The following is a 22,545-nucleotide window of genomic DNA, read 5'->3' as shown; positions in this document are numbered from 1 at the left end:
CTCTTTTACATCACAACAGAAGGTTATGAGTATGAATACAACGCTTGCAGGAAAAATCGCTCTGGTGACCGGCGGCAGCACCGGTATTGGTCTCGCAACGGCACAGGAGCTGGCGGCGCAGGGAGCGAAGGTCTATATCACCGGACGTCGTCAGGCCGAACTGGATGCTGCGCGGGCAGACATTGGCGCCGCGGCGGTAGCTATCCGCGCGGACGTCTCCAGAATGGCCGATCTGGATGCGGTTTACGCGCAGATTGCTAAAGAAGAAGGACGGCTCGATATTCTGTTCGCCAACGCCGGGGGCGGCGACATGCTGCCGCTGGGCGCCATCACCGAGGAGCAGTTTGACCGGATTTTTGCCACCAACGTGCGCGGCGTGCTGTTTACCGTCCAGAAAGCGCTGCCGCTGCTCTCCTCTGGTTCATCCATTATCCTCACCGGATCGACGGTTTCAATTAAGGGGACGGCGAATTTTAGCGTCTACAGCGCCAGTAAAGCCGCCGTGCGTAACTTTGCCCGCTCCTGGGCGCTGGACTTACAGGGCCGCGGGATACGCGTCAACGTCGTCAGCCCTGGCCCCGTGAAAACGCCCGGTCTTGGCGATCTGGTTCCCGAAGAACAGCGTCAGGGATTATACGATGCGCTGGCGGCCCAGGTGCCGCTGGGTCGCCTGGGCGCGCCGGGCGAAGTCGGAAAAGCCGTGGCGTTTCTGGCGTCCGATGCCGCCAGCTTTATAAACGCCACGGAGCTGTTTGTCGATGGCGGGATGGCGCAAATCTAGCGGTTACGCCAGCAGCGTACGCTTCGGTCTCCGGCTGCGGGCTGAAGCGGCTGCGGCCGTTCGCATCCTTCAACTGCCAGCGGGCAGCGGTCGCGGAAGTAGCAGCCATCGGGCAGGCGGCGATTACCGGGGAGATCGGTTTTGCGTAATGCCAGATCTTCGTCCAGCGGTTCTCCGGTACGGGGAACGGAGTCAAGCAGCAGCTGCGTATACGGATGCCGTGGCTTGCCCAGCACCTGGTCCGCCGGACCCAGCTCCACGATCTGCCCCAGATACATTACCGCCACCCGGTCGCTCATGTGCCGGACCACCGAGACGTTGTGCGAGATCAGCACGTAGGTCAGATTTCGCTGCTGTTGCAGGGCAACCAGCAAATTGAGGATCTGCGCCTGGACGGAAATATCCAGCGCGCTGGTGGGTTCATCCAGCACGATGATGTCCGGATCCGAAGAGAGCGCCCGGGCAATAGCGATGCGCTGGCGCTGTCCACCCGAAAACGCATGCGGCAGGCGGTCAAGATATTCCGCCCGAATGCCCACCTGCTGCGCCAGCGTCTCAGCCAGCTGACGACGCTCCCGTTCGCTGCGGCGTTGCTGTATCCACACCGGCTCGGTAATGATGCGCCAGACGGGTAAACGCGGGTCGAGGGACGAGAGCGGGTCCTGAAATACCATCTGCATACCGCCTGCCGCATTCGCGCGCTGACAGGCACCGGTACTCGGTTTGAGCATGCCCATCAGCAGCTGCGCCAGCGTGCTCTTTCCACAGCCGGATTCCCCTACAACGCCCAGCGTTTCGCCGCGATGGATCCGGAGATCCATGCCGTTGAGGGCGTGTACCTGCTCCGTCACGCGCCCCAGCCAGTTTTTGCGCGCAGGAAAATTCACATGCACGCTATCCAGTTCCAGCAGTACCTCAGACATGGCGTGTCTCCTGTTGTGGGTACCAGCAGGCAGCCTGCTGGCCTTCTGCGCCCGTGGAAATTAAGCGCGGCGTTTCGCTGCATTTCGCTCCGGCAGCAAAACAGCGCTCGCGAAAAGCACATCCGCGCGGGAGGTGGCTGAGGTTAGGCACCGTGCCGGGAATGGCCGGAAGGATCTCGCGCGGTTCACCATTTTCCGGGGCACACCGCAGCAGGCCAATCGAATAGGGGTGTACAGGATGGTGGATCAAAGTCTGCGTGCTGCCGCTTTCGATCACGCTGCCCGCGTACATAACGTACATCCGGTCACAAAGCTGCGATACCACCGCCATATCGTGACTGATAAACAGCACCGACGTCCCGCTGGCGCGCGCTTTGTGTTTCAGCAGACGCAGCACCTGACGCTGAACGGTCACGTCCAGCGCGGTGGTCGGCTCATCGGCAATGATCAGCTCCGGCTCGCAGGAGAAGGCAAGGGCGATCATCACCCGCTGGCGCATGCCGCCGGAAAGCTCAAACGGATAGCGATCCAGCACCTGTGCCGCATCCGGGATTTGCATCTCGCCCAGTAGGGCGATCGCCTTCTGCTGCGCGTCGCGGCGGGAAAGCGACTGATGCTGGCGGATCACCTCCACCATTTGCCTGCCAATCCGGCGCGTGGGGTTGAGCGCCGTCATCGGCTCCTGAAAAATCATCGCCACCCTGGCGCCGCGCCACTGACGAAGCTGTTTTTCCGACGCATTCAGGACATCTTCCCCGAGCAGCGTGACCCGGCCATGGTGAACATGGTAACTGCCTTCCGACAGCAGGCGCATCGCCAGCATTGCAGTGACCGATTTTCCCGAGCCAGATTCGCCCACCACGCCGACAATTTCACCCCGGCCAATCTCCAGCGAAACGTGATTTAGCGCGTGGACGTCACCGCGAAAAATGGGGAAGCTCAGGTGCAAATCTTCAATTGATAATACGGAATCACTCATGACTGCTTCCCTCCTGATTTGGGATCCAGCAGGTCGCGAAGACCATCGCCAAACAGATTAAACCCAATTGCCGTGATCAGAATTGCCGCCCCCGGAAACGCGCAGTACCACCACTGGTCAAGCACGTAGTTACGCCCCACGGCCACCATCGCGCCCCATTCGGCGGTGGGTTGCTGCGCGCCTAATCCAATAAAGCCCAGCGTGGCGGCCATCAGAATGGCGCTGCCGATATCCAGCGATGCCTGAACGATCAGCGGCGGCAGGGCGTTACGCAGGATATGCCAGCTGATCAGGTGCCAGCGCGATGCGCCAAAGGTGCGGGCGGCCTGTACGTAGGTAAACTGGCGCACCACCAGCGTTTGCCCGCGTGCCAGCCGCACGTAAAACGGAATGCGTACAATCGCAATCGCCAGCATTGCGTTAAACAGGCTTGGGCCGAGCGCGGCGGCTAGCGCCATCGTCAGCACCAGCGAGGGGATGGAGAGCATAATGTCCATGATACGCATAATGATGGCGTCGCCGCGCCCGCCGAGTACGCCGGACAAACAGCCGAGCAGAGAACCGATGCCGCCCGCAATCACCACCACCGCCAGCCCCGCCGTGATGGACTGCTGGCTGCCTACCAGCACGCGACTGAACAGATCCCGGCCTACCTCATCGGTGCCAAACCAGTGCTGGGCTGAAGGCGCCTGCAATCGCGCGGTCAGATCCAGCGCGTTCGGATCGTGCGGGACTATCCACGGCGAGACCACCATCATCAGCAGCATCACGATCATAATGACCCCGCCGATCAGCGTGAGCGGGCTTTTGCGTAGCATCCAGAACAGCTTTGCCCAGTTGATGCGCTGTTTGGCGGTGCTGACAGGGACGGGCGTTTCCTGAGTTAACATCATTCGGCACCTCCGCGCCCGATTCGCGGGTCGATCCACAGATACAGCAGATCCACCACCAGATTGACGAAGACATAGGCCAGCGATACCACGACCGCGAAGCCCATGACGGCAGGGAAGTCCAGCGCCTGAATGGAGGTCACCACCCAGGCTCCCATTCCCGGCCAGGCAAACACGGTTTCGGTAAGGACTGCCCCATACAGCAGATCGCCCAGCGCCAGCCCGAGCACGGTAATGGAGGGGATCATGGCGTTGGGTAAGGCGTAGCGCAGCACGATGTACCAGCCCGGCAACCCGCTCGCGCGGGCGGTACGAATATAATCCTCGCTCAGCTGCTCCAGCATCGCGGAACGCACCTGACGCGCCACAATACCCAGATGCACAAAGGCCAGGGTCAGGGAGGGTAGAATCAGGTGCTGTAGGGCGTTGAAAAACACCTCGCCGTTGCCTTCCAGCAGGGCGTCCAGCAGATAAAAGCCGGTAACGTGGGCAGGCGGATCGAGCCAGTCGTCCAGCCTGCCGCCGCCAGGCAGAATTTGCAGTTGCCCGTAGAACAGAACGATTACCCCCAGTCCCAGCCAGAAGGCAGGCGTCGAGATGCCCGTCATCGCCATCAGTCGCACCAGGTGATCCAGCCAGCGGTTACGGTACACCGCCGATAAAATGCCCAGCGGTACGCCAATCACCAGCGCCAGCAGCAAAGAGCAGAAGGCCAGCTCCAGCGTGGCGGGGAAAAAGGATTTCAAATCTTCCGCAACGGGGCGACCGGTGCGAATGGAGGTGCCCAGATCGCCGTGCGCCAGCGCCTCTACATAGCGGCCAAACTGAATATAGAGCGGTTGATCCAGCCCCAGCTGCTGGCGGATGCCCTGCACGATTTCATCGCTGGCGCGGTCACCGGCCAGCAGGCGGGCCGGATCGCCGGGGATCAGGTGTGAAATAATAAAAGTAATAATACAGACACCGGCCACCACCAGGATTAACCCCCAGCAGCGCTGGCGCACGATGCTCCAGAACGTCATACACTTCCCCCCGGCGTGGGCCGTTACTTACTCATGGTGGCGATGTTAAAGACCTGCTCAAGCATCGGATTAAAGGTGAAGCCTTTGACCTCTTTGTTCATCGCCAGCTGATAGTTCTTCTGGAACAGATAAACGTAAGCCGCCTCGTCAATCACCACTTTCTGCGCCTGCTGGTAATTTTTGGTGCGTTCCGCCTGATCGGTGGTTTTCAGTGCCGCCTGCAACAATGCATCGACCTCTTTGTTCTCATAGAATGAGCGGTTACCCGGCAGCCCTTTTTTGTCCGATTCGAACCAGTAGTTCATGAACATGTACGGGTCAGCGAAGTCCGGGCTCCAGTTACCAATCGCAATGTCATAATCACCTTTGCCGACGCGGTCGCGCATGGTGGCGTTCGCCAGTTTCTCAAGCTTGACGTTAATCCCCAGCTTGCCCAGGCTCGCCTGCGTGGAGAGGGCGATAGGCTCCCAGTTCGGGTCGTTATCGGAGTAGAGGAACGTCAGGCTGGCCGGTTTATCGTTGACTTTCTCCAGCGCCGCTTTGGCCTTAGCCTCGTCAAAGCTGTACTGCATGGCGTTCGCATCGAAGCCCCACATGCCCTCCGGGATCGGGCCGCGCATCTGCTTGCCGTTCCCGCTGAGAATGCCTTTCACCATCCCCTGATAATCGGTGGCCCAGGAGACCGCACGGCGCAAATCCACCTGATTCATCGGAGGCTTACTGTTGTTCAGATAGAGGTAGGTCACCCGCAGGGACGGGTATTCCGCCACGGCCACTTTGCCTTCCTGCTTCAGGGCAGCAAGCTGATCCACCGGCAGGGCGTCGGCGATATCCAGATCGCCACGGGAAAGTTGCAGGCGACGCGAGGCGCTTTCACCGATAATCTTCACCGAGACGCGCTTGAAGTGCGGCTTTTCACCCGGCCAGTGTGGGTTGGGCACCATCACCAGCTGCTGACCTTTCCGCCAGCTTTTCAGCATAAACGGTCCGGAACCCGCGGTGTTTTGCGCCAGGAAACCGCGCGCATCGTCGGCGGCATTGGCTTTCAGCACCGCCGGGTTGACGATCGACGCGCCGTCATTGGCCAGCGTGTAGAGGAACGGGGCGAACGGCTGGCTGAGGGTGAATTTCACCGTATGCTCATCCACCGCGTCCACTTTCAAATCTTTCGGGAACGCTTCGGAAGGTCCCTGATTAATTTTCAGCAGACGTTCAAACGACAGCTTGACCGCTTCGGCGGTCACCGGCGTGCCGTCGGAGAATTTTGCATTATCTGCCAGGGTGAACGTCCACTCTTTCTGGTCGTCAGACGCCTTCCAGCCCGTCGACAGATCGCCTTCCACCTCCGTGGTGCCAGGCTTGTATTTCACCAGACGCTGGTACGAGGGGTAGGTCACCGTCCAGTCGTTGTTATCGATAGTGACCGCCGGATCCAGCGTTTGCGGATCGGCAGCTTTCCCAATCACCAGCATATCTTTTGGCACCGCCGCCAGCGCGAGAGGGGCGCTCAGGGCGAGCGTAGCGGCAATCAGGGTTGTAAGCAGCGTAGTTTTCATGGCCGGGCTCCAGAATTAGAGTGAGTGTGTGGTCGGATAACAGGCGAACTGGTCATCTAACAGCGGGTAGCTGGCGGCGTTCGGCAGTTCGAAATGCCACCACTCGCTGCTGATGCCCACAAAACCGCCGCCGTACATCACGGCGTTCAGGAGCAGACGATTTCGCTGCGCCTCGGGCGGAACGGAAGGGTGCCAGGCATGAGAACGGTCGTGCATTTCGTCAAACCCGGCGCCCATATCCAGCACGTTGTCGTGTTCATCCATCAGCGTGACGTCAATGGCGGTGCCCCGGCTGTGGTTAGAGCCAATTGCGACATCCACCACGTATTCCGGATTGGGGCAGGCATCCCAGAGTTGCGACTGCGCCTGCTGGGGGCGGTAGGCGTCGTAAACCACCAGCTTCAGACCGGCCAGCGCGGCGATGCTGATCGCTTTCGCCAGCGCGGTGGCGGCATCCGTATGCAACAGGCACGCGGCGTGCTGGTAGATCGGGCGGCCAGTGATGTTATCGGCGGTCGCGTATTTCAGATCGATATGCAGCGTGGGAAAGGTTTTCGCCACATCAATCAGTTGACTCTCTTCAGGCATAGCTCCGCTCCTTTAGCGTTCAAATTGACCAAACTCTTGCTGTAGTTGTCGGTTGATTGCCAGACGTTCCGGCAGCGCATCGCCCAGCGCCTCGACAACGCCCGACAGCAGCAGGTTGAAGAGACAGCTCACCGGCGCCAGCGAATCCCAGAAATGGCCGGTATCGGTCTTCACCTGGAGCAAATCAATCGGGTAATCCCGCGCCCACGGGCACCAGATATCGGTGATCAGCGCCATCGCCAGGCCTTTTTCGCTCGCCACGCGGCAGTACTGACGGGCAATGGCGGAGTAGGCGCGGGTATCCGTCAGCACGATATACGGGTTCGCAAAGCCGGAGTTAAGCGACTCCACCCAGCTACCGGAGAGCCCTTCGGAATAGCTCACCCGCGGGCGCAGATACTCCAGATGGCTGAAGAATGCATTGGCGATCCCGCGCGTGGACTGGATCCCCAGCACGAAAACGGCGTCGGCATGGGTAAGTTGCTGGACCACCTGCCTGAACGTTTCGCTTTGCGCCAGCTGGTAAACATGGGCAATGGCGTCCACCTCCAGCGACAGGGAGTGCTGAAGGCGATCCGACAGCGGCTGTTGCTGCTTCCAGGAGTCGAGACGCTCGTTAATGCCCCAGGGCTGGTGGGGATTGCGCAGGCTTTTTTTGGCGTCGTCCAGGTTGCGATAGCCCAGCTTGCGCAGAAAGCGTCCGACGGTGATCCCGCTGGTTGCCGTGGCCAGCGCCACGCTCTCTGCCGTTTCAAAGGGGATCTGCCCGACGTGCGCCAGCATCCAGCTTGCCACCCGTTTTTCGCTCGGGGTGAGCTGGCTAAAGGTCGCTTCGATACGGCTCAACACCTCAGGTTTGGTCGTCATACCGCCTCGCTGTTAACTGGCTGTCAAAGGCCGGGTTTCTGTTACCGGATTAACAATGCAGGACGCGTGCCATGTTCACATTGCGGCGAAAACGCGCTGTGCAGCAAAGTTAATGCAATATTTGTTTAACAGATGCTCAACATTTGTGCAGCGTAGTTCACTTTTGGTGCAGTGTCCGGCCTGAGCGGTATCTATTTGGTGAATACGTCAGCCTCTTCACATTTTTTGGTAAGATGAACGCTCTGTGGATAAGGGAGGGAGCCTAACATGGCGAATTTGCCCTGGCGGGTCAGCGTGCGCCTGATGGCTCTCGCAAAAAAAATAGCGATGGTCATCGGGATCATTGTGCTCGTGCTGCTGGCGGTGCGGGTTTATCTTTCGCAGCAGGGGCCGGCCCTGCATCACTGGCACACCTGGCGGGCTGACGAAATGTCCGTGCAGGAGATGGATAACGCGACCTTCGCAGCGTATGTCGCGCGGGAAAACGCCATCTTCACCGCTCTCGACGCTGAGGTGACGGCGAATGTCACACCCGCAGAGCGCACGCCGCTGAACCGTTATTACCGCCAGAGCCTGGTGTGGCCAGGACACTTTTCCCCGGATGCAAACCGGTCGTTCGTGCTGATGCCTGCCGGAAAGCCGCGCGGGGCGGTGGTATTGCTACACGGTCTGACGGATTCGCCCTACAGCGTCAGGCATCTGGCTGTGAATTATCAACAGCACGGCTTTGTGGCCGTAGTGCCTCGTTTGCCCGGACACGGCACGGCGCCGGGCGCGCTGACAGACGTTGACTGGGAGGCTTGGCTGGCCGCATCGCGCCTTGCGGTTCGTGAAGCGACACGCCTGACGGGGAACGATCTCCCCCTGCATCTGGTGGGCTACTCCAACGGCGGGGCGCTGGCGATGAAATACGCCCTCGACGCTCTTGATGCGCCTGAACTGCGTAAACCTCAGCAGATCGTTTTGCTCTCACCGATGATTGGCGTCACGGCGTTTGCGCGCTTTGCCGGGTTCGCCGGGCTACCGGCCATGTTACCGGCGTTTGCCAAAGCCGCGTGGCTCAATATTTCGCCGGAATATAATCCTTATAAATACAATTCGTTCCCGGTGAATGCAGCACGTCAGTCCTGGCTGCTTACCCAGGCGCTGCATGAGCAGATAAACCGCGATGTTCATGATCACAAACTGGCGCAGCTTCCGCCGGTGCTGGCGTTTCAGTCGGTCATGGATTCAACGGTCAGTACCCGCGCCGTGGTCAGCGGGCTGTTTGACCAGCTTCCGGCAAACGGCAGCGAACTGGTAGTTTTTGATATCAACCAGGCCGGGAGTTTCCGTCCACTGTTCAGGCCATCGTCCTGGACGGCGGTGGCTGACCTGCTGCCCGGGGCAAAAAGGCGTTACAGTGTCACAATTGTGACCAATGCCAGCCCCGACAGGTTTGATATGGTGGCAAAGACAACGCCAGCGGGTAGCACCCGGGAAACGGTGATGCCGCTGTCTGTCGCGTATCCGCAGGAGGTTTATTCCCTGTCGCATGTTGCTATTCCGTTCCCGCCTGATGACGATCTGTATGGCCGCCATCCTGAGGTGAAAAACCACTACGGTATCAGCCTGGGGACGATAGCCCTGTGGGGAGAAACATCGGTTCTGAGCGTTGGCAAAGATGCGCTGATGCGCGTGACGTCGAATCCGTTCTACGATTATATGCAGACGCGGATCGACAGCCGTATCGGGGAGAATTAAGCCCGACGTGGAATAGATTAGGTCACACCGGGGAACTGTGTTAAACAGTACCGTTCAGGCGTATACCCCATACCGGACCCCGTTTCTGTGCTGACAACTCTTATTTATCGAAGCCAGCTGAGCTTAACCTGCACCTCCGCAGCGTTAAGCGCGCTGGTTGAACAGGCCAGGATCCGTAATACGGAGCAGGGCATCTCAGGCATTCTTCTCTCCCGTGGACGTGACGTTCTGCAAATTCTCGAAGGCACGGAACAGAGCGTCGTCGCGCTTTTTAACACCATCCGTGCGGATGACCGGCATACCGGCGTGGTGGAGCTGATGCGCGATTACGGCCCGCGCAGACGTTTCGAAGACGTGGGAATGCTGCTGTTTGACCTGGATGTTCAGACCCCGAAAGCGGTTCTGGCGTCGGTTCTGCATTACAGCAAGCTGGAAAGCTATCTGACTTCTGAGGATCGGGTCTTCAAATTTATTCAGACCTTTATCACCGGCAAAACCGCTATCCCACCCGCTTCGGACTATGAGCCTGATAAATGGACGCTTTCGCGAGAGCGCGCGCCGTTTGGTAAAGGGTTAGGTCTGCTGGCGGGACAGCCCTGCCAGTTTGCGCTGCAACCCATTGTCGAGCCGTCCGAAGGCAAAATCAGTTCTCTCGAAGCGCTTATACGCGGAAACGACGGCGGCAGTCCGGAGCATTTCTTCCGTAGTCTCGAGCGTGAACAGATTTACGAAGTCGACCTGCAAACCAAAGCCTGGACCTTTGCGCTGGCGCAAAAGCTCGGCATCGGCAGCCACAAACTGGCGGTGAACCTGCTGCCAATGTCGCTGGTTAACGTGCCGGGCGCGGTAGAGTTCCTGGTAACGCAGATCAAAAAGCACAATCTACAGCCAGAGCAGGTGATCATTGAAGTCACTGAGAGCGAGATGATCTCTGGCTTCAACCAGTTTAACAGCGCCATTAAACAGCTGCGCGCGGAAGGGGTTGGGCTGGCGATAGATGATTTTGGTTCCGGCTATGCTGGTCTTTCACTGCTCACGCGGTTCCAGCCGGATAAGCTCAAAATCGACAGAGAGATCGTCAGCGATATCCACCTGAGCGGGCCCAAGCAGGCGATTGTGAAGTCGATAATCAGCTGCTGCACCGATCTGGAGATTACGCTGGTCGCAGAAGGCATTGAGAAGATAGAAGAGTGGTGCTGGCTTGAATCCGCCGGTATTCGCCGCTTCCAGGGCTTTTTGTTCGCCCGCCCGCAGCTCAATGGCGTAGGTGATATCCACTGGCCCCATCGGGTGGGTTAAGCAAATTTTCCCTCGCCATATTTCCCCGACACCCTGCCTGTGCTTAAATAGCTAAACCGGTTTAACATGATTTAGCTAAGAAGGTGATATGGAGACGATCTGGGTACTTGGCGATGCCGTGGTGGATCTGTTGCCCGACGGAGAGGGCAAACTGCTGCAATGTCCGGGCGGCGCACCGGCCAATGTCGCGGTAGGGATTGCGCGTCTGGGCGGCAGAAGCGCCTTTATAGGCCGGGTGGGCGACGACCCCTTCGGGCGCTTTATGCAAAAAACGCTTGCGGATGAGCAGGTTAATACAGAATGGCTGCGGCTCGACCCGCAGCATCGCACCTCCACAGTGGTGGTGGATCTCGATGACGACGGTGAACGTTCCTTTACCTTTATGGTTCGCCCGAGCGCTGATCTGTTCCTCGACTCTGCCGATCTCCCGCCATTCCGCGCCGGGGAGTGGCTGCACGTCTGCTCTATCGCGCTCAGCGCCGAACCCAGCCGTTCCGCGACGTTTCAGGCGATGTCCGCGATCAAACAGGCGAGGGGATTCGTCAGCTTTGACCCCAATATCCGCGCCGATCTCTGGCACGATGAAGTCGAGCTGCGTCAGTGTCTTGAGCGGGCATTAGCCTGTGCAGATGTGGTGAAAATCTCGGTGGAAGAGCTGGCGTTCTTAACCGGAAATGCGCAGGTCCATGAGGGGCTGGCGGCGCTGATGCGCACCTGTCCGGCCAGGCTGGTGCTGGTGACGCAGGGAAAAGAGGGCGTAACCGCCTGGCAGAAAGGCGCGTTGACGCACTATCCTGCATCACCCGTGGAATGCATTGATACCACCGGCGCGGGGGATGCTTTCGTCGCCGGGCTGCTGTTCGGTCTGGCTCGTGATGGCCAGGCCCGTCTTTCAGAGGTCATCACGCTGGCGCAGCGCTGTGGGGCGCTGGCGACAACCGCAAAAGGGGCAATGACCGCGCTGCCTTATCATCACGAACTGTAATTCACCTCTCCAGGCCACCGGTCGGCGGCCTGAATTGTCGCCTCGATCACACTTACTAAAACGGTTTAGCAAAAAACGTTGCCGATCCAAAATTCAACGGTTTAGTATCATCAGCCTAAACCGGTTTAGCAATTTAGCACTTTCACCGATAGTTATTAGGGATGCGACAAAATGTATAAAAAACGCAGACTTGCCGTGATGATAGGCATGCTGGCCGGGAGTACCTCTGTTTTTGCCCAGACGAATATGACACCTATCGAAGCGCGCCTGGCGGCGCTGGAGCAGCGTTTGCAGGAGGCGGAAACCCGCGCGCAGGTTGCTGAAAAGCGCGCCACGGCAGCGGAACAGAAAACACAGCAGCTGGTGGCTGCGCAGCAGGAAGCGCAAACCTCCACACAGGCGGTGGCGCAACGTACCACGGTGCTGGAAGAAAAAGCCGACCGGACAGGCGGTTTTGAATTTCACGGTTACGCCCGTTCCGGCCTGCTGATGAACGACGCGGCCTCCAGCAGCAAAAGCGGCCCTTATCTGACGCCCGCCGGGGAAACGGGCGGCGCCATCGGGCGTCTGGGGAACGAAGCGGATACCTACGTTGAGCTGAATGTTGAGCACAAACAGACGCTGGAGAATGGTGCGACGACGCGCTTTAAGGCGATGCTGGCCGACGGCCAGAAAACCTATAACGACTGGTCGGCAGACAGCAGCGACCTGAACATTCGTCAGGCCTTTGCCGAGCTGGGCAATTTGCCAGACTTTACCGGTGCGCTGAAGGGCAGTACCTTCTGGGCGGGTAAGCGTTTTGACCGCGACAACTTCGACATTCACTGGCTGGATTCCGACGTGGTGTTTCTCGCCGGGACCGGCGGCGGCGTCTACGACGTGAAGTGGAACGATACGCTGCGCAGTAACTTCTCCCTTTATGGCCGTAACTTCGGCAGCGAAGAGGAGATCGACAACAACGTTCAGAACTACATCCTCAGCATGAATCACTTCGCCGGGCCGGTGCAGATGATGGTCAGCGGCTTACGGGCAAAAGATAATGACGACCGTAAGGACAGCAACGGCGATCCGATTAAAACCGACGCGGCCAATAACGGGGTACATGCGCTGGTTGGTCTGCATAACGAGAGCTTCTACGGCCTGCGGGAAGGTTCCGCCAAAACGGCGCTGCTTTACGGCCACGGTCTGGGCGCCGAGGTGAAAAGCATTGGTTCAGACGGCGCGCTGCTGTCAGAAGCCGATACCTGGCGTTTTGCAAGTTACGGTGTCACGCCGCTGGGCGGTGGCTGGCACATTGCGCCCGCCGTGCTGGCGCAAAGCAGTAAGGACCGCTACGTGAAGGGCGACAGCTATGAGTGGGTCACGCTCAATACGCGTCTGATCAAAGAGGTGACCCAGAATTTCGCCCTCGCGTTCGAAGGCAGCTATCAGTACATGGATTTAAGCCCGGAAGGCTACAAGGATCGCAATGCGGTTAACGGTAGCTTCTACAAGCTGACCTTCGCCCCGACGTTAAAGGCGGGCAAAATTGGCGATTTCTTCAGCCGTCCGGAGCTGCGCCTGTTCGCCACCTGGATGGACTGGAGCAGCAAGCTGGATAACTACGCCAGCGATGACGCCTTTGGCAGCAGCGGCTTCAACGCGGGCGGGGAATGGAACTTTGGGGTGCAGATGGAAACCTGGTTTTAACCCTTCACGCTCCCGCATCGCGGGGGCGTTTCGAACACCATAAAAAGAGGTCAGGAAGAGGTATCTATGGATTTTAATCATATTGCGCGCGAGCTTATTCCGCTGCTCGGTGGCAAAGAGAACATTGCCAGCGCGGCACATTGCGCCACGCGCCTTCGTCTGGTGCTGGTCGATGATGCGCTTGCCGACCAACAGGCTATCGGCAAGGTTGAAGGCGTGAAAGGCTGTTTTCGAAACGCCGGGCAGATGCAGGTAATCTTCGGCACCGGGGTGGTGAATAAGGTTTACGCCGCGTTTATTCAGGCGGCAGAGATTAGCGAGTCCAGTAAATCGGAAGCGGCGGATATTGCGGCCCGCAAGCTGAACCCGTTCCAGCGTATCGCGCGTCTGCTCTCCAACATCTTCGTGCCGATTATCCCGGCGATCGTGGCCTCGGGTCTGCTGATGGGCCTGCTGGGGATGGTTAAAACCTACGGCTGGGTTAATCCGGATAACGCGCTCTATATCATGCTGGATATGTGCAGCTCGGCGGCGTTTATTATTCTGCCGATCCTGATTGGCTTCACCGCCGCGCGGGAGTTTGGCGGCAACCCGTATCTGGGGGCAACGCTCGGCGGCATCCTGACTCATCCGGCGCTGACCAACGCCTGGGGCGTAGCGTCCGGCTTCCACACCATGAACTTCTTCGGTCTTGAAATCGCCATGATTGGCTATCAGGGAACCGTCTTCCCGGTGCTGCTGGCGGTGTGGTTTATGAGCATTGTGGAAAAACAGCTGCGCCGGGCCATCCCGGATGCGTTAGATCTGATCCTGACGCCGTTCCTGACCGTCATTATCTCCGGCTTCATTGCGCTGTTGATTATTGGCCCGGCGGGACGCGCGCTGGGCGACGGAATCTCCTTCATTCTTAGCACTCTGATTGCCCACGCGGGCTGGCTGGCCGGGCTGCTGTTTGGTGGGCTCTATTCGGTGATTGTCATTACCGGCATTCACCACAGCTTCCACGCCATTGAGGCCGGGCTGCTGGGTAATCCGTCGATTGGCGTTAACTTCCTGCTGCCGATCTGGGCGATGGCGAACGTGGCGCAGGGCGGGGCGTGTCTGGCGGTGTGGTTCAAAACCCGCGATGCCAAAATCAAAGCCATTACCTTACCGTCGGCGTTTTCCGCGATGCTGGGCATCACCGAAGCGGCAATTTTTGGCATCAACCTGCGTTTTGTGAAGCCGTTTATCGCGGCGCTGATCGGTGGTGCGGCGGGCGGTGCCTGGGTGGTGTCGGTGCATGTCTACATGACCGCCGTTGGCCTGACGGCGCTTCCCGGCATGGCGATTGTCCAGGCCAGCTCGCTGCTCAACTATATTATCGGCATGGTGATTGCCTTTGGCGTGGCGTTCACCGTCTCTCTGCTGCTGAAATATAAAACGGACTCTGAATAATGACCTTATCTTCCCGCTGGCCTGCCGTGTTGCAGGCCGTTATGCAAGGCCAGCCGCGTGCGCTGGCGGACAGCCACTATCCGCAGTGGCATCCCGCGCCGGTGACAGGGCTGATGAACGATCCGAACGGGTTTATCTGGTTTGCCGGGCGCTACCATCTGTTTTATCAGTGGAACCCGCTGGGCTGCGATCATCGCTACAAGTGTTGGGGGCACTGGAGCTCAGCAGATCTGGTGCACTGGCAGCACGAGCCAATGGCGCTGATGCCTGACGAAGAGTATGACCGCAATGGCTGTTACTCCGGCAGCGCCGTGGATAACAACGGCGTGCTGACCCTGTGCTATACCGGCAACGTTAAGTTTGACGATGGCGGCCGCACCGCCTGGCAGTGTCTGGCGGTGCAAAATGACGATGGCACGTTTGCCAAACTGGGACCGGTGTTGCCCCTGCCGGACGGGTACACCGGGCACGTCCGCGATCCGAAAGTATGGTGGCATGACGGGCTGTGGTACATGGTGCTCGGCGCGCAGGATCGACAGCAGCGCGGCAAGGTGCTGCTGTTTACGTCAGCCGATTTACACATCTGGGCGTCCTGCGGCGAAATCGCCGGTCACGGCGTCAACGGACTCACGGACGCGGGCTATATGTGGGAGTGCCCGGATCTGTTTGAGCTTGATGGCACACACGTCTTGATCTGCTGCCCGCAGGGGCTGGCGCGCGAACCGCATCGCTATCTCAACACCTATCCGGCCGTCTGGATGCGTGGGGTATTTGATTATCAAACGCCTGCATTTGCGCACGGCGAGCTGCATGAGCTTGACGCCGGTTTCGAATTTTACGCGCCGCAAACCACGGTGGCAGAAGATGGCCGCCGCATCCTCATCGGCTGGATGGGTGTGCCGGACGGCGAAGAGATGCTCCAGCCTACGCGGGCGCACGGCTGGATCCACCAGATGACCTGTCCTCGCGAACTGCGCTACCGCGACGGTAAGCTCTGGCAAACCCCCGTCCGTGAGCTGGAAACGCTGCGCGAGGATGAACATCTCTGGCAGGGACGCGCCAGCGATGCCCCGGTGCTGGCGGGAACGCGTCTTGAGTTCGAACTGAGCGCATCGAGCGTGAACGTGGATTTTGCCGGCGCGTTGCGGCTGATTGTGGATGATGAGGGGATCCGCCTGGAACGCGCCAGTCTGAAAACCACAGACACGCTGACCCGCTACTGGCAGGGCAATGTTCATCATTTACGCGTGCTGTGCGACTGTTCCAGCGTCGAAATTTTCATCAATCACGGTGAAGGCGTCATGAGCAGCCGCTATTTTCCTGACCATCCGGCCCAGGTACGCTTCGAAGGTGCGTCCGATATCACATTACGCTACTGGTCGCTGCGCAGCTGCATGATAGAATAGAGGTTTTGGCAGCCGGATCTAAGTCGTTGTGAGAAAAACAAAACGCGTCACCATTAAAGATATCGCGGAGCTCGCGGGGGTATCAAAAGCCACCGCCAGCCTGGTTCTGAACGGCCGCAGCAAAGAGCTTCGGGTGGCGGAGGAGACACGCGAGCGTGTGCTGGCGATTGCCAAAGAACATCATTATCAGCCCAGCATTCACGCCCGTTCGCTGCGGGACAACCGCAGCCACACCATTGGTCTGGTGGTACCGGAAATCACCAACTACGGGTTTGCCGTTTTTTCTCATGAGCTGGAGACCCTCTGCCGCGAGGCGGGTGTTCAGCTGCTGATCTCCTGTAGCGATGAAAATCCGGGCCAGGAGACGGTGGTGGTCAATAACATGGTGGCCCGCCAGGTGGACGGGCTGATTGTCGCCTCCAGCATGCTCAACGACGCGGACTATCAAAAGCTGAGCGAACAGTTGCCCGTTGTGCTCTTTGACCGTCATATGAACGACAGTTCTCTGCCGCTGGTTCTCACCGATTCAATTACCCCAACCGCCACACTGGTGGCCGACATCGCGCGCCAGCATCCGGATGAGTTCTACTTCCTCGGCGGTCAGCCGCGGCTTTCCCCGACGCGTGACCGTCTTGAAGGGTTTAAGCAGGGGCTGCGTGACGCTGGCGTCGAGTTACGTCCGGAGTGGATCATTCATGGTAATTACCATCCGAGCTCCGGCTACGAAATGTTTGCCGAGCTTTGCGCACGCCTGGGCCGCCCGCCAAAAGCCCTTTTTACCGCCGCCTGCGGTCTGCTGGAAGGGGTGTTGCGCTATATGGGGCAACATAATCTGCTGCAAAGCGATATGCGTCTGGCCAGCTTTGACGATCACTATCTCTATGATTCTCTAACCATTCCTGTCGATACCGTTCGTCAGGATAACCGCCAGCTCGCCTGGCACTGCTTTGATCTGATTGGCAAACTGATTGAAGGGGAAACGCCGGAGCCGATCCAGCGTAAGCTGGATGCCACCCTGCAACGGCGATACAAGGCCGTAGAGTGACAGGGTAACGTCTGAGGGTGACATCAATAACTTTAATTAATTAAAGATTGGATTCAGCCGATAACCAAAGGGAAATTATATCCCTGAGGTGTGTTATGTCGTTGAAAAAATCATCCCTGATTATCCTGTTTTCCCTGCTTTTCTTCTTTGTGGCCAGCACTATCACCAGCGTTGGGCTCATCATTAAAAGTAATACTTCGCTGGATAATGTGAACAAAGAAATTCAGGTGGTTCTGTCCATTATTGATCCCATTAACCACAGCCGAACCCTGCGCGTCAGGGTTATGGAGTATGTGAAAATGGTGGAAGCGGGGGACGCTACCGACCCGTCTGCGAAACTGGCCTCGGTTAAAGAGGCGCTGACCAAAGCCGATAGTGCATTTTCGGCGTTTATGGCCTCGCCGCGTTTGCCGGACGAAGCCACACTGGTCACTGCCTACCAGGAGGCGTGGCAAAACTACCGTAACCAGGGACTGGCGCCTCTCATCGCCGCTGCCGCCGCTCACGATGTGTCGCGGTTCAACGCTCTTATTCCCGTGGTGTCTCAACTCGATCGCCAATATGAAATTGTGCTCGATCAGGTTCTCTCCGTTCACCAGAAGTACGCCAAAACGCTGAACGAGGATGCGAGCCATAATTTCGTGTCGGGTCTGGTTATTATCGCCTGCATTGCGGTGCTGTTCGTGGTGGTGATCTTCGCCGTCAGCCTGCTGATGAAACGCGTGGTCTTTGCGCCGGTGAACCTGGCGCGCGAGCACTGTCGCCAGATTGCGGCCGGGAAGCTGGACGTACCGGTACCGATTAAGCGTGATTCCGGGAATGAAATCGATCACCTGATGTCCTCGATGGAGCAGATGCGCCAGGCGCTGCTCTCCACCATTTCTCAGGTGCGCGATGCCAGCCACACCGTGACGCATGCGGCGCAGGAAATTGCCTCAGGCAATATCGACCTGGCCTCCCGTACCGAGCAACAGGCTTCGGCCCTGACCCAGACGGCCGCCAGCATGGAAGAGCTGAGCGCGACGGTGGCGAATAACACCGACAACGTTTTCCAGGCCGGTAAGCTGGTGCAGGATGCCGTGAAAAATGCCCATACCGGTGAAGCGGTAACCCGTGAAGTCATCGAAACGATGAATACTATCGCGTCCAATTCGAAGCGTATTGAGGACATCACCAGCGTCATCAACAGCATTGCTTTCCAGACTAATATTCTGGCGCTAAACGCGGCCGTTGAAGCGGCGCGTGCTGGCGCGCAGGGGCGAGGATTTGCCGTGGTAGCAAGTGAAGTGCGCACCCTGGCACAAAAAAGCGCGGTGGCGGCGAAAGATATCGAAAGCCTTATCGCCCAGTCTGTTTCCAGCGTGAAAAACGGTGCACAACTGGTGAATCGTTCGGGAGAGGTGATTGATTCTATTATCAGCTCTGTGAATAAAGTGCATACGCTGATGGAACAGATTTCGGTTGCCTCAGAAGAGCAGAGCCGCGGGATTGGTCAGGTTGGGCAGGCCGTAACGGAGATGGACGGTGTGACCCAGCAGAACGCGGCGCTGGTGCAGCAATCCGCCGCCGCCGCGGCCTCGCTGGAGGAGCAGGCGCAGCAGCTGTCCCAGAGTATCTCGAGCTTTAGTTTGCCTGCTACGGCGTGATGTTCAGAGAGGCTCCTGAGGGAGCCTTTTTAATGTCTGCATGTAGCCGCTGCACAATCTCCTTCAGCCATTACTGTTATCCGTACAAAGCCGCTATGACATAAATTTTATCTTTCCCCGGCAATATTTCTGTTCCTCATCCGTCTACCTCATCAGAGACCATAATCATTCAACATAAACGAGGTACACATGAGAAATTTTGATATGCACGGAAAAGGTCACGGGCGTGGTTTGGGCCGCCATCGTATGGGTAAGGGCATCGTGATTGGCGCAGTCCTGTTCGTGGTGCTTGGCCTGCTGGTCATGTCCCTGTGGAACGCGTTGCTCCCGGCCATCCTGGGGGTTAAAGCCATTGGCTTCTGGCAGGCGCTGGGGATCCTGCTGCTGAGCCGCATTCTTTTCGGTGGGCTGGGTTTCCGTCCTGGTATGTTCGGTGCGCACCGCCGTATGCACGAACAATGGATGAATATGAGCCCCGAACAACGTGAGGCCTTCATTCAGCAGCGTCGGGCGGGATTTGGGCGCCACGGTCATTGCCGGTGGCACGATGGCCGGGATGAAAAGCGAGATGATAACGGTGCGAAAGCGCCGGAAGCCGAGTGAGCAATATGAAAGCCGGTGAGGTGGGGGAATCATTACTGATCTCGGCACTCAATGCCTGCCGCGCGCGGCTAAAAGCCTTCATTCGCGGACGGACTGCGGTTCGTGATGATGTCGATGATATTCTTCAGGAAGTGACCTGGCAGTTGATGAAAGTGGAACAACCGGTCGAGAACGTCGCCGCCTGGCTGTTTCGCGCCGCACGAAATGAGATGATCGACCGGGCGCGAAAAAAGCACGAGGTTTCACTGCCGGGGTACCTGACAGCAGATGACGAAGACTTTCCTGAGCAGGAGATTGCAGAAACGTTATTCGGCGTACCGCAAACGCCGGAGGAAGAGTATCTCAACATGCTGCTATGGGAAGAGTTGGGGCAAGCCCTGTCGGAACTGCCGCCACCTCAGCGCGAGGTGTTTGAAAAAACGGAATTTGAGGGCTACAGCATGAAGATGCTGGCAGAGGAAACAGGCGACAGTGTGCAGGCGTTATTATCCCGCAAACACAAAGCCGTGCGATTTTTGCGTAGTCGCCTCAAGGATATTTATGAAGCGTTGACAGGGCAATAAACTTCGACCACTCTGAAAACCAATATTTTAAAGGGGTCGTTATGCTTCAACGGTTAGCAAAGAAAAAGGTGCTGTTACTCTCTGCTCTGATGGTTACAGGGCTGGTCAGGGCAGAGGAGTCGCTTCCGGATGTGGTGAAGCACTTCAGTGAACAGCAGGACATCAAAATCATCAAGAAAATTGACGCCCCCGGCGGCGCGCCAGCGTGGCTGGGGAAATATCAGGACATGGGCGTGACGCTCTTTCTGACCCCTGACGGAAAGCACGTCGTGTCTGGTTATCTTTATGATGAGAAGGGAACCAACCTCAGCGAGGCCTTTTTCCAGAAAGAGATCTACGCCCCGATGGGCCGCGAGATGTGGAAAAAGCTCAATGCGGCGCATCCCCTGAAAGAGGGCGCGGAGAGTGCCCCGCGCAAAGTCTTCGTCTTTGCCGACCCGTTCTGCCCGTACTGCAAGCAGTTCTGGGCTGAAGCGCAGCCGTGGGTGAAGGCTGGCAAGGTTCAGCTCAATACGCTGCTGGTTGCATTTCTTAACCCGAACAGCGGGCGTAACGCCTCCGCGATCCTGAATGCGAAAGATCCGGTGTCGGCCTGGAAAACGTACGAGCTGTCCGGCGGGAAAAAGCTGCCGAAACCTGAAGCTGCGGCTTCCCGGGAAACCGTTGAGATCCTGCAAAATCACCAGAGGCTAATGGACAGTCTCGGCGCGAATGCCACACCGGCTATTTATTACCTGAATGAGCAAAACGAACTGCAACAGGTCGTGGGTATGCCAGACGCAAAACAGCTTGAGGCGATGTTCGGGCCGAAGCCGTAAAAGAAAGGCAGAAACAGGACGTTTCTGCCTTTTTTCAGTCAACTACCCCAGCGTCCCCGGAGGTAATTTACCGCCTCCTGCGTCTGCGGCTGGTTAAGATAGTCTTCACGGAACAGGATGGTGCCCTTAACGTCTGGCAGTGAATCGTTGAGGTCGAGCTGTTTTTTCAGCTCCGGTACGCCGCCGTTCACCGTCCAGTCCGGTTCGTTTCTGGAAGGCGCGCCCACTTTGTAGAACGCGATCCCGATATACAGGCGGGTATGGGTCGGTTTCACCACGTCAGCCCACCATTTTGTCAGCACATCGTAACGTGCCGCGTCGCGGGCGAAGGGCCAGTAGATCTGCGGCGCAATGTAATCCAGTAAACCCTGCTGTACCCATTTGCGCGTGTCAGCGTAGGATTCATCATAGGCTGCGGCACCGCGCGTGTCCGAGCCTGCCGGGTCGAAGGAGCGATTGCGCCAGACCCCCGCCGGGCTAACGCCAAATTCGACCTCAGGTTTAGCCTGCTTGATCGCCCTTGAGACCTGCACAATCAACTGCTGCGTATTGTGTCGACGCCAGTCCGCTTTTGACGCAAATCCTTCGCCATAGCGCCTGAAGGTCCAGGCATCATTCAGGGTGGACCCCGGCGTCTCGGTGTAAAAATAGTCATCGAACTGAACGCCGTCGACAGGGTAGTGATTTACCACTTCCATCACCACCTGGGTTATCCATTCCCGCACGTCGGGAATGCCCGGGTCGAGAACAAAACGATCCCCCGAGGTGCGGATCCACTCCGGATGCTGGACGTACACGCTGGAAGGATGAAGCGACGAGGTGCGGTTAAGCGCGGCGATGGTCGACGGCTTCGTGTTGGTGGAAACGCGGTACGGGTTAAACCAGGCATGAACCTTCATCCCGCGCTTGTGCGCTTCATCCAGCATAAACTGAAGCGGATCGTAACCGGGATCTTCCCCGATAGTCCCCGTCAGGGTATCTGACCAGGGTAGTATTTTAGAGGCCCACAGCGCCGTACTGTCCGGTTTTACCTGAAAGAAGACGGTGTTGATCCCAAGTTTTTTCAGCTTATCGAGCTTGTCCGTCAGCGCCCGCTGTTGCTGGGCGATACGCTGGTCCGCGCTACGGCCATTCACCGATGACACGGGAGGCCAGTCGAGACGGGAGACGGTCGCCAGCCAGATCCCGCGCATGGGTTCGTTAGTCTGCTGTAGAGGTTTCGCCTGCGGCAGCGGGGTAACGAGTGATTTGGGTGGTTTGGAAGTGCAACTTACCAGTAAAAGCGCGCAGCCAAGCAGCGCGCCAGTCCGTTTTACGTGTCGCATCATTTGCGTGTTAGCTCCTGGGTGTCCGGCTATCCGTCCAGGGATTAAACGCCGGTTCGTCCTGTTCCCCGTTACCGTCATCGTGAAGAGAGTCGAGGTAGAGGGCTTCAACTTCCGCCCGCGCCCATGGGGTGCGGCGCAGGAACTTCAGACTCGATTTAACACTCGGGTCCTTGCGAAAACAGTTGATTTTGATTCGGTTGCCCAGTTCATTCCAGCCATATCGCGCAACCAGCGCGTTAACCTGCATTTCGAGCGTTACGCCATGCAAAGGATCGTTGGAAACATGTGCTGTCATAGGCGTCCGGTAGTCTCATTTTTTATGGGGATGTGATAAACGCTCAAAGGTTACAAGAAAGCAGGGGACGCGGCAATTTCAG

Annotated in this window: 21 protein-coding genes; 12 read left to right on the top strand and 9 right to left on the bottom strand. The window is 58.0% G+C overall.

The genetic code is table 11. From position 1 onward, the window contains the following. The first annotated feature begins 31 nt into the window (after positions 1-31). Complete coding sequence (locus LOC22_RS21515) at positions 32-781, top strand: SDR family oxidoreductase (protein ID WP_003857073.1); 750 nt, start codon at positions 32-34, stop codon at positions 779-781. On the opposite strand, the gene LOC22_RS21510 is transcribed toward LOC22_RS21515, so the two are convergent. From LOC22_RS21510 to LOC22_RS21480, 7 genes are read right to left on the bottom strand one after another with little or no spacing between them, the layout of a single operon-like run. Further along, a complete protein-coding gene (locus tag LOC22_RS21510; RefSeq protein ID WP_045345153.1) occupies positions 778-1,704 on the bottom strand; it encodes an ABC transporter ATP-binding protein in 927 nt (308 codons plus the stop codon). The genes LOC22_RS21515 and LOC22_RS21510 overlap by 4 nt on opposite strands. Further along, complete coding sequence (locus LOC22_RS21505) at positions 1,697-2,683, bottom strand: ABC transporter ATP-binding protein (protein WP_230239195.1); 987 nt, start codon at positions 2,681-2,683, stop codon at positions 1,697-1,699. Before LOC22_RS21505 ends, LOC22_RS21510 begins: the two co-directional genes overlap by 8 nt. Next, the gene (gene ddpC / locus LOC22_RS21500; RefSeq protein ID WP_230239194.1) at positions 2,680-3,576 is read right to left on the bottom strand and encodes a D,D-dipeptide ABC transporter permease; all 897 of its coding nucleotides are present in this window, start codon (positions 3,574-3,576) and stop codon (positions 2,680-2,682) included. The genes LOC22_RS21505 and ddpC overlap by 4 nt, the downstream gene beginning before the upstream one ends. Then, entirely contained in the window at positions 3,573-4,595 is a 1,023-nt protein-coding gene (locus tag LOC22_RS21495; RefSeq protein WP_047726573.1) for an ABC transporter permease, read from the bottom strand. The genes ddpC and LOC22_RS21495 overlap by 4 nt, the downstream gene beginning before the upstream one ends. A gap of 23 nt (positions 4,596-4,618) precedes the next feature. Continuing rightward, positions 4,619-6,151: an ABC transporter substrate-binding protein gene (locus LOC22_RS21490; RefSeq protein WP_104879897.1), complete on the bottom strand. Its 1,533-nt coding sequence runs from the start codon at positions 6,149-6,151 to the stop codon at positions 4,619-4,621. Between the two features lie 15 nt (positions 6,152-6,166). Further along, positions 6,167-6,739, bottom strand: a complete 573-nt coding sequence (gene ddpX / locus LOC22_RS21485) for a D-alanyl-D-alanine dipeptidase (RefSeq protein WP_017382319.1) — start codon at positions 6,737-6,739, stop codon at positions 6,167-6,169. Positions 6,740-6,751: 12 nt separating this feature from the next. After that, complete coding sequence (locus LOC22_RS21480) at positions 6,752-7,606, bottom strand: MurR/RpiR family transcriptional regulator (protein ID WP_047719541.1); 855 nt, start codon at positions 7,604-7,606, stop codon at positions 6,752-6,754. Positions 7,607-7,873: 267 nt separating this feature from the next. Between LOC22_RS21480 and LOC22_RS21475 the strand changes: the two genes are divergently transcribed. The 11 genes from LOC22_RS21475 to dsbG all read left to right on the top strand — a co-directional run bounded on the left by LOC22_RS21475 (position 7,874) and on the right by dsbG (position 20,840). Continuing rightward, positions 7,874-9,349 carry an alpha/beta hydrolase gene (locus LOC22_RS21475; RefSeq protein ID WP_047056816.1) on the top strand — a complete coding sequence of 492 codons (1,476 nt, stop codon included), beginning with the start codon at positions 7,874-7,876 and terminating at the stop codon, positions 9,347-9,349. An 87-nt stretch (positions 9,350-9,436) separates the two neighbouring features. After that, positions 9,437-10,648: a diguanylate phosphodiesterase gene (locus LOC22_RS21470; protein WP_047062848.1), complete on the top strand. Its 1,212-nt coding sequence runs from the start codon at positions 9,437-9,439 to the stop codon at positions 10,646-10,648. 88 nt (positions 10,649-10,736) lie between these two features. Next, positions 10,737-11,633, top strand: coding sequence for an aminoimidazole riboside kinase (locus LOC22_RS21465; RefSeq protein WP_126804940.1), 897 nt, complete (start codon positions 10,737-10,739; stop codon positions 11,631-11,633). 171 nt (positions 11,634-11,804) lie between these two features. Further along, positions 11,805-13,322: a carbohydrate porin gene (locus LOC22_RS21460; protein WP_230239193.1), complete on the top strand. Its 1,518-nt coding sequence runs from the start codon at positions 11,805-11,807 to the stop codon at positions 13,320-13,322. A gap of 66 nt (positions 13,323-13,388) precedes the next feature. Further along, a complete protein-coding gene (locus LOC22_RS21455; RefSeq protein WP_017382323.1) occupies positions 13,389-14,759 on the top strand; it encodes a sucrose-specific PTS transporter subunit IIBC in 1,371 nt (456 codons plus the stop codon). Next, complete coding sequence (locus LOC22_RS21450; protein WP_133982780.1) at positions 14,759-16,165, top strand: sucrose-6-phosphate hydrolase; 1,407 nt, start codon at positions 14,759-14,761, stop codon at positions 16,163-16,165. The genes LOC22_RS21455 and LOC22_RS21450 overlap by 1 nt, the downstream gene beginning before the upstream one ends. A 28-nt stretch (positions 16,166-16,193) precedes the next feature. After that, positions 16,194-17,210: a LacI family DNA-binding transcriptional regulator gene (locus tag LOC22_RS21445; RefSeq protein ID WP_017693400.1), complete on the top strand. Its 1,017-nt coding sequence runs from the start codon at positions 16,194-16,196 to the stop codon at positions 17,208-17,210. Between the two features lie 95 nt (positions 17,211-17,305). Next, positions 17,306-18,856: a methyl-accepting chemotaxis protein gene (locus LOC22_RS21440; RefSeq protein ID WP_060460380.1), complete on the top strand. Its 1,551-nt coding sequence runs from the start codon at positions 17,306-17,308 to the stop codon at positions 18,854-18,856. Positions 18,857-19,045: 189 nt separating this feature from the next. Continuing rightward, positions 19,046-19,459 (top strand): hypothetical protein, encoded by a 414-nt coding sequence (locus tag LOC22_RS21435; RefSeq protein WP_015570500.1) that lies wholly within the window; start codon positions 19,046-19,048, stop codon positions 19,457-19,459. A gap of 5 nt (positions 19,460-19,464) precedes the next feature. Beyond that, the gene (locus LOC22_RS21430; protein ID WP_198922803.1) at positions 19,465-20,022 is read left to right on the top strand and encodes an RNA polymerase sigma factor; all 558 of its coding nucleotides are present in this window, start codon (positions 19,465-19,467) and stop codon (positions 20,020-20,022) included. A gap of 41 nt (positions 20,023-20,063) precedes the next feature. Further along, the gene (gene dsbG / locus LOC22_RS21425; RefSeq protein ID WP_230239192.1) at positions 20,064-20,840 is read left to right on the top strand and encodes a thiol:disulfide interchange protein DsbG; all 777 of its coding nucleotides are present in this window, start codon (positions 20,064-20,066) and stop codon (positions 20,838-20,840) included. Between the two features lie 38 nt (positions 20,841-20,878). On the opposite strand, the gene LOC22_RS21420 is transcribed toward dsbG, so the two are convergent. Beyond that, on the bottom strand, positions 20,879-22,168 hold the full coding sequence (locus LOC22_RS21420) for a glycoside hydrolase family 10 protein (RefSeq protein WP_023296643.1): 1,290 nt from the start codon (positions 22,166-22,168) through the stop codon (positions 20,879-20,881). Positions 22,169-22,175: 7 nt separating this feature from the next. Beyond that, positions 22,176-22,463, bottom strand: coding sequence for a VF530 family DNA-binding protein (locus LOC22_RS21415; protein ID WP_003857097.1), 288 nt, complete (start codon positions 22,461-22,463; stop codon positions 22,176-22,178). Positions 22,464-22,545: the final 82 nt, after the last annotated feature.

Source organism: Enterobacter sp. AN-K1, from assembly GCF_020971765.1.
Taxonomy (GTDB): domain Bacteria; phylum Pseudomonadota; class Gammaproteobacteria; order Enterobacterales; family Enterobacteriaceae; genus Enterobacter; species Enterobacter hormaechei_C.
This window is presented reverse-complemented; position numbering and strand designations above follow the sequence as displayed.

Excerpts from the sequence above, each read along its gene's own strand:
- ddpX (WP_017382319.1), bottom strand. The coding sequence starts at position 6,739 with ATGCCTGAAGAGAGTCAACTGATTGATGTGGCGAAAACCTTTCCCACG.
- LOC22_RS21465 (WP_126804940.1), top strand. The coding sequence starts at position 10,737 with ATGGAGACGATCTGGGTACTTGGCGATGCCGTGGTGGATCTGTTGCCC.
- LOC22_RS21450 (WP_133982780.1), top strand. The coding sequence starts at position 14,759 with ATGACCTTATCTTCCCGCTGGCCTGCCGTGTTGCAGGCCGTTATGCAA.
- LOC22_RS21440 (WP_060460380.1), top strand. The coding sequence starts at position 17,306 with ATGTCGTTGAAAAAATCATCCCTGATTATCCTGTTTTCCCTGCTTTTC.
- LOC22_RS21510 (WP_045345153.1), bottom strand. The coding sequence starts at position 1,704 with ATGTCTGAGGTACTGCTGGAACTGGATAGCGTGCATGTGAATTTTCCT.
- LOC22_RS21460 (WP_230239193.1), top strand. The coding sequence starts at position 11,805 with ATGTATAAAAAACGCAGACTTGCCGTGATGATAGGCATGCTGGCCGGG.
- LOC22_RS21455 (WP_017382323.1), top strand. The coding sequence starts at position 13,389 with ATGGATTTTAATCATATTGCGCGCGAGCTTATTCCGCTGCTCGGTGGC.
- LOC22_RS21505 (WP_230239195.1), bottom strand. The coding sequence starts at position 2,683 with ATGAGTGATTCCGTATTATCAATTGAAGATTTGCACCTGAGCTTCCCC.
- LOC22_RS21495 (WP_047726573.1), bottom strand. The coding sequence starts at position 4,595 with ATGACGTTCTGGAGCATCGTGCGCCAGCGCTGCTGGGGGTTAATCCTG.
- LOC22_RS21480 (WP_047719541.1), bottom strand. The coding sequence starts at position 7,606 with ATGACGACCAAACCTGAGGTGTTGAGCCGTATCGAAGCGACCTTTAGC.
- LOC22_RS21430 (WP_198922803.1), top strand. The coding sequence starts at position 19,465 with ATGAAAGCCGGTGAGGTGGGGGAATCATTACTGATCTCGGCACTCAAT.
- LOC22_RS21490 (WP_104879897.1), bottom strand. The coding sequence starts at position 6,151 with ATGAAAACTACGCTGCTTACAACCCTGATTGCCGCTACGCTCGCCCTG.
- ddpC (WP_230239194.1), bottom strand. The coding sequence starts at position 3,576 with ATGATGTTAACTCAGGAAACGCCCGTCCCTGTCAGCACCGCCAAACAG.
- LOC22_RS21475 (WP_047056816.1), top strand. The coding sequence starts at position 7,874 with ATGGCGAATTTGCCCTGGCGGGTCAGCGTGCGCCTGATGGCTCTCGCA.
- LOC22_RS21515 (WP_003857073.1), top strand. The coding sequence starts at position 32 with ATGAATACAACGCTTGCAGGAAAAATCGCTCTGGTGACCGGCGGCAGC.
- LOC22_RS21415 (WP_003857097.1), bottom strand. The coding sequence starts at position 22,463 with ATGACAGCACATGTTTCCAACGATCCTTTGCATGGCGTAACGCTCGAA.
- dsbG (WP_230239192.1), top strand. The coding sequence starts at position 20,064 with ATGCTTCAACGGTTAGCAAAGAAAAAGGTGCTGTTACTCTCTGCTCTG.
- LOC22_RS21435 (WP_015570500.1), top strand. The coding sequence starts at position 19,046 with ATGAGAAATTTTGATATGCACGGAAAAGGTCACGGGCGTGGTTTGGGC.
- LOC22_RS21420 (WP_023296643.1), bottom strand. The coding sequence starts at position 22,168 with ATGATGCGACACGTAAAACGGACTGGCGCGCTGCTTGGCTGCGCGCTT.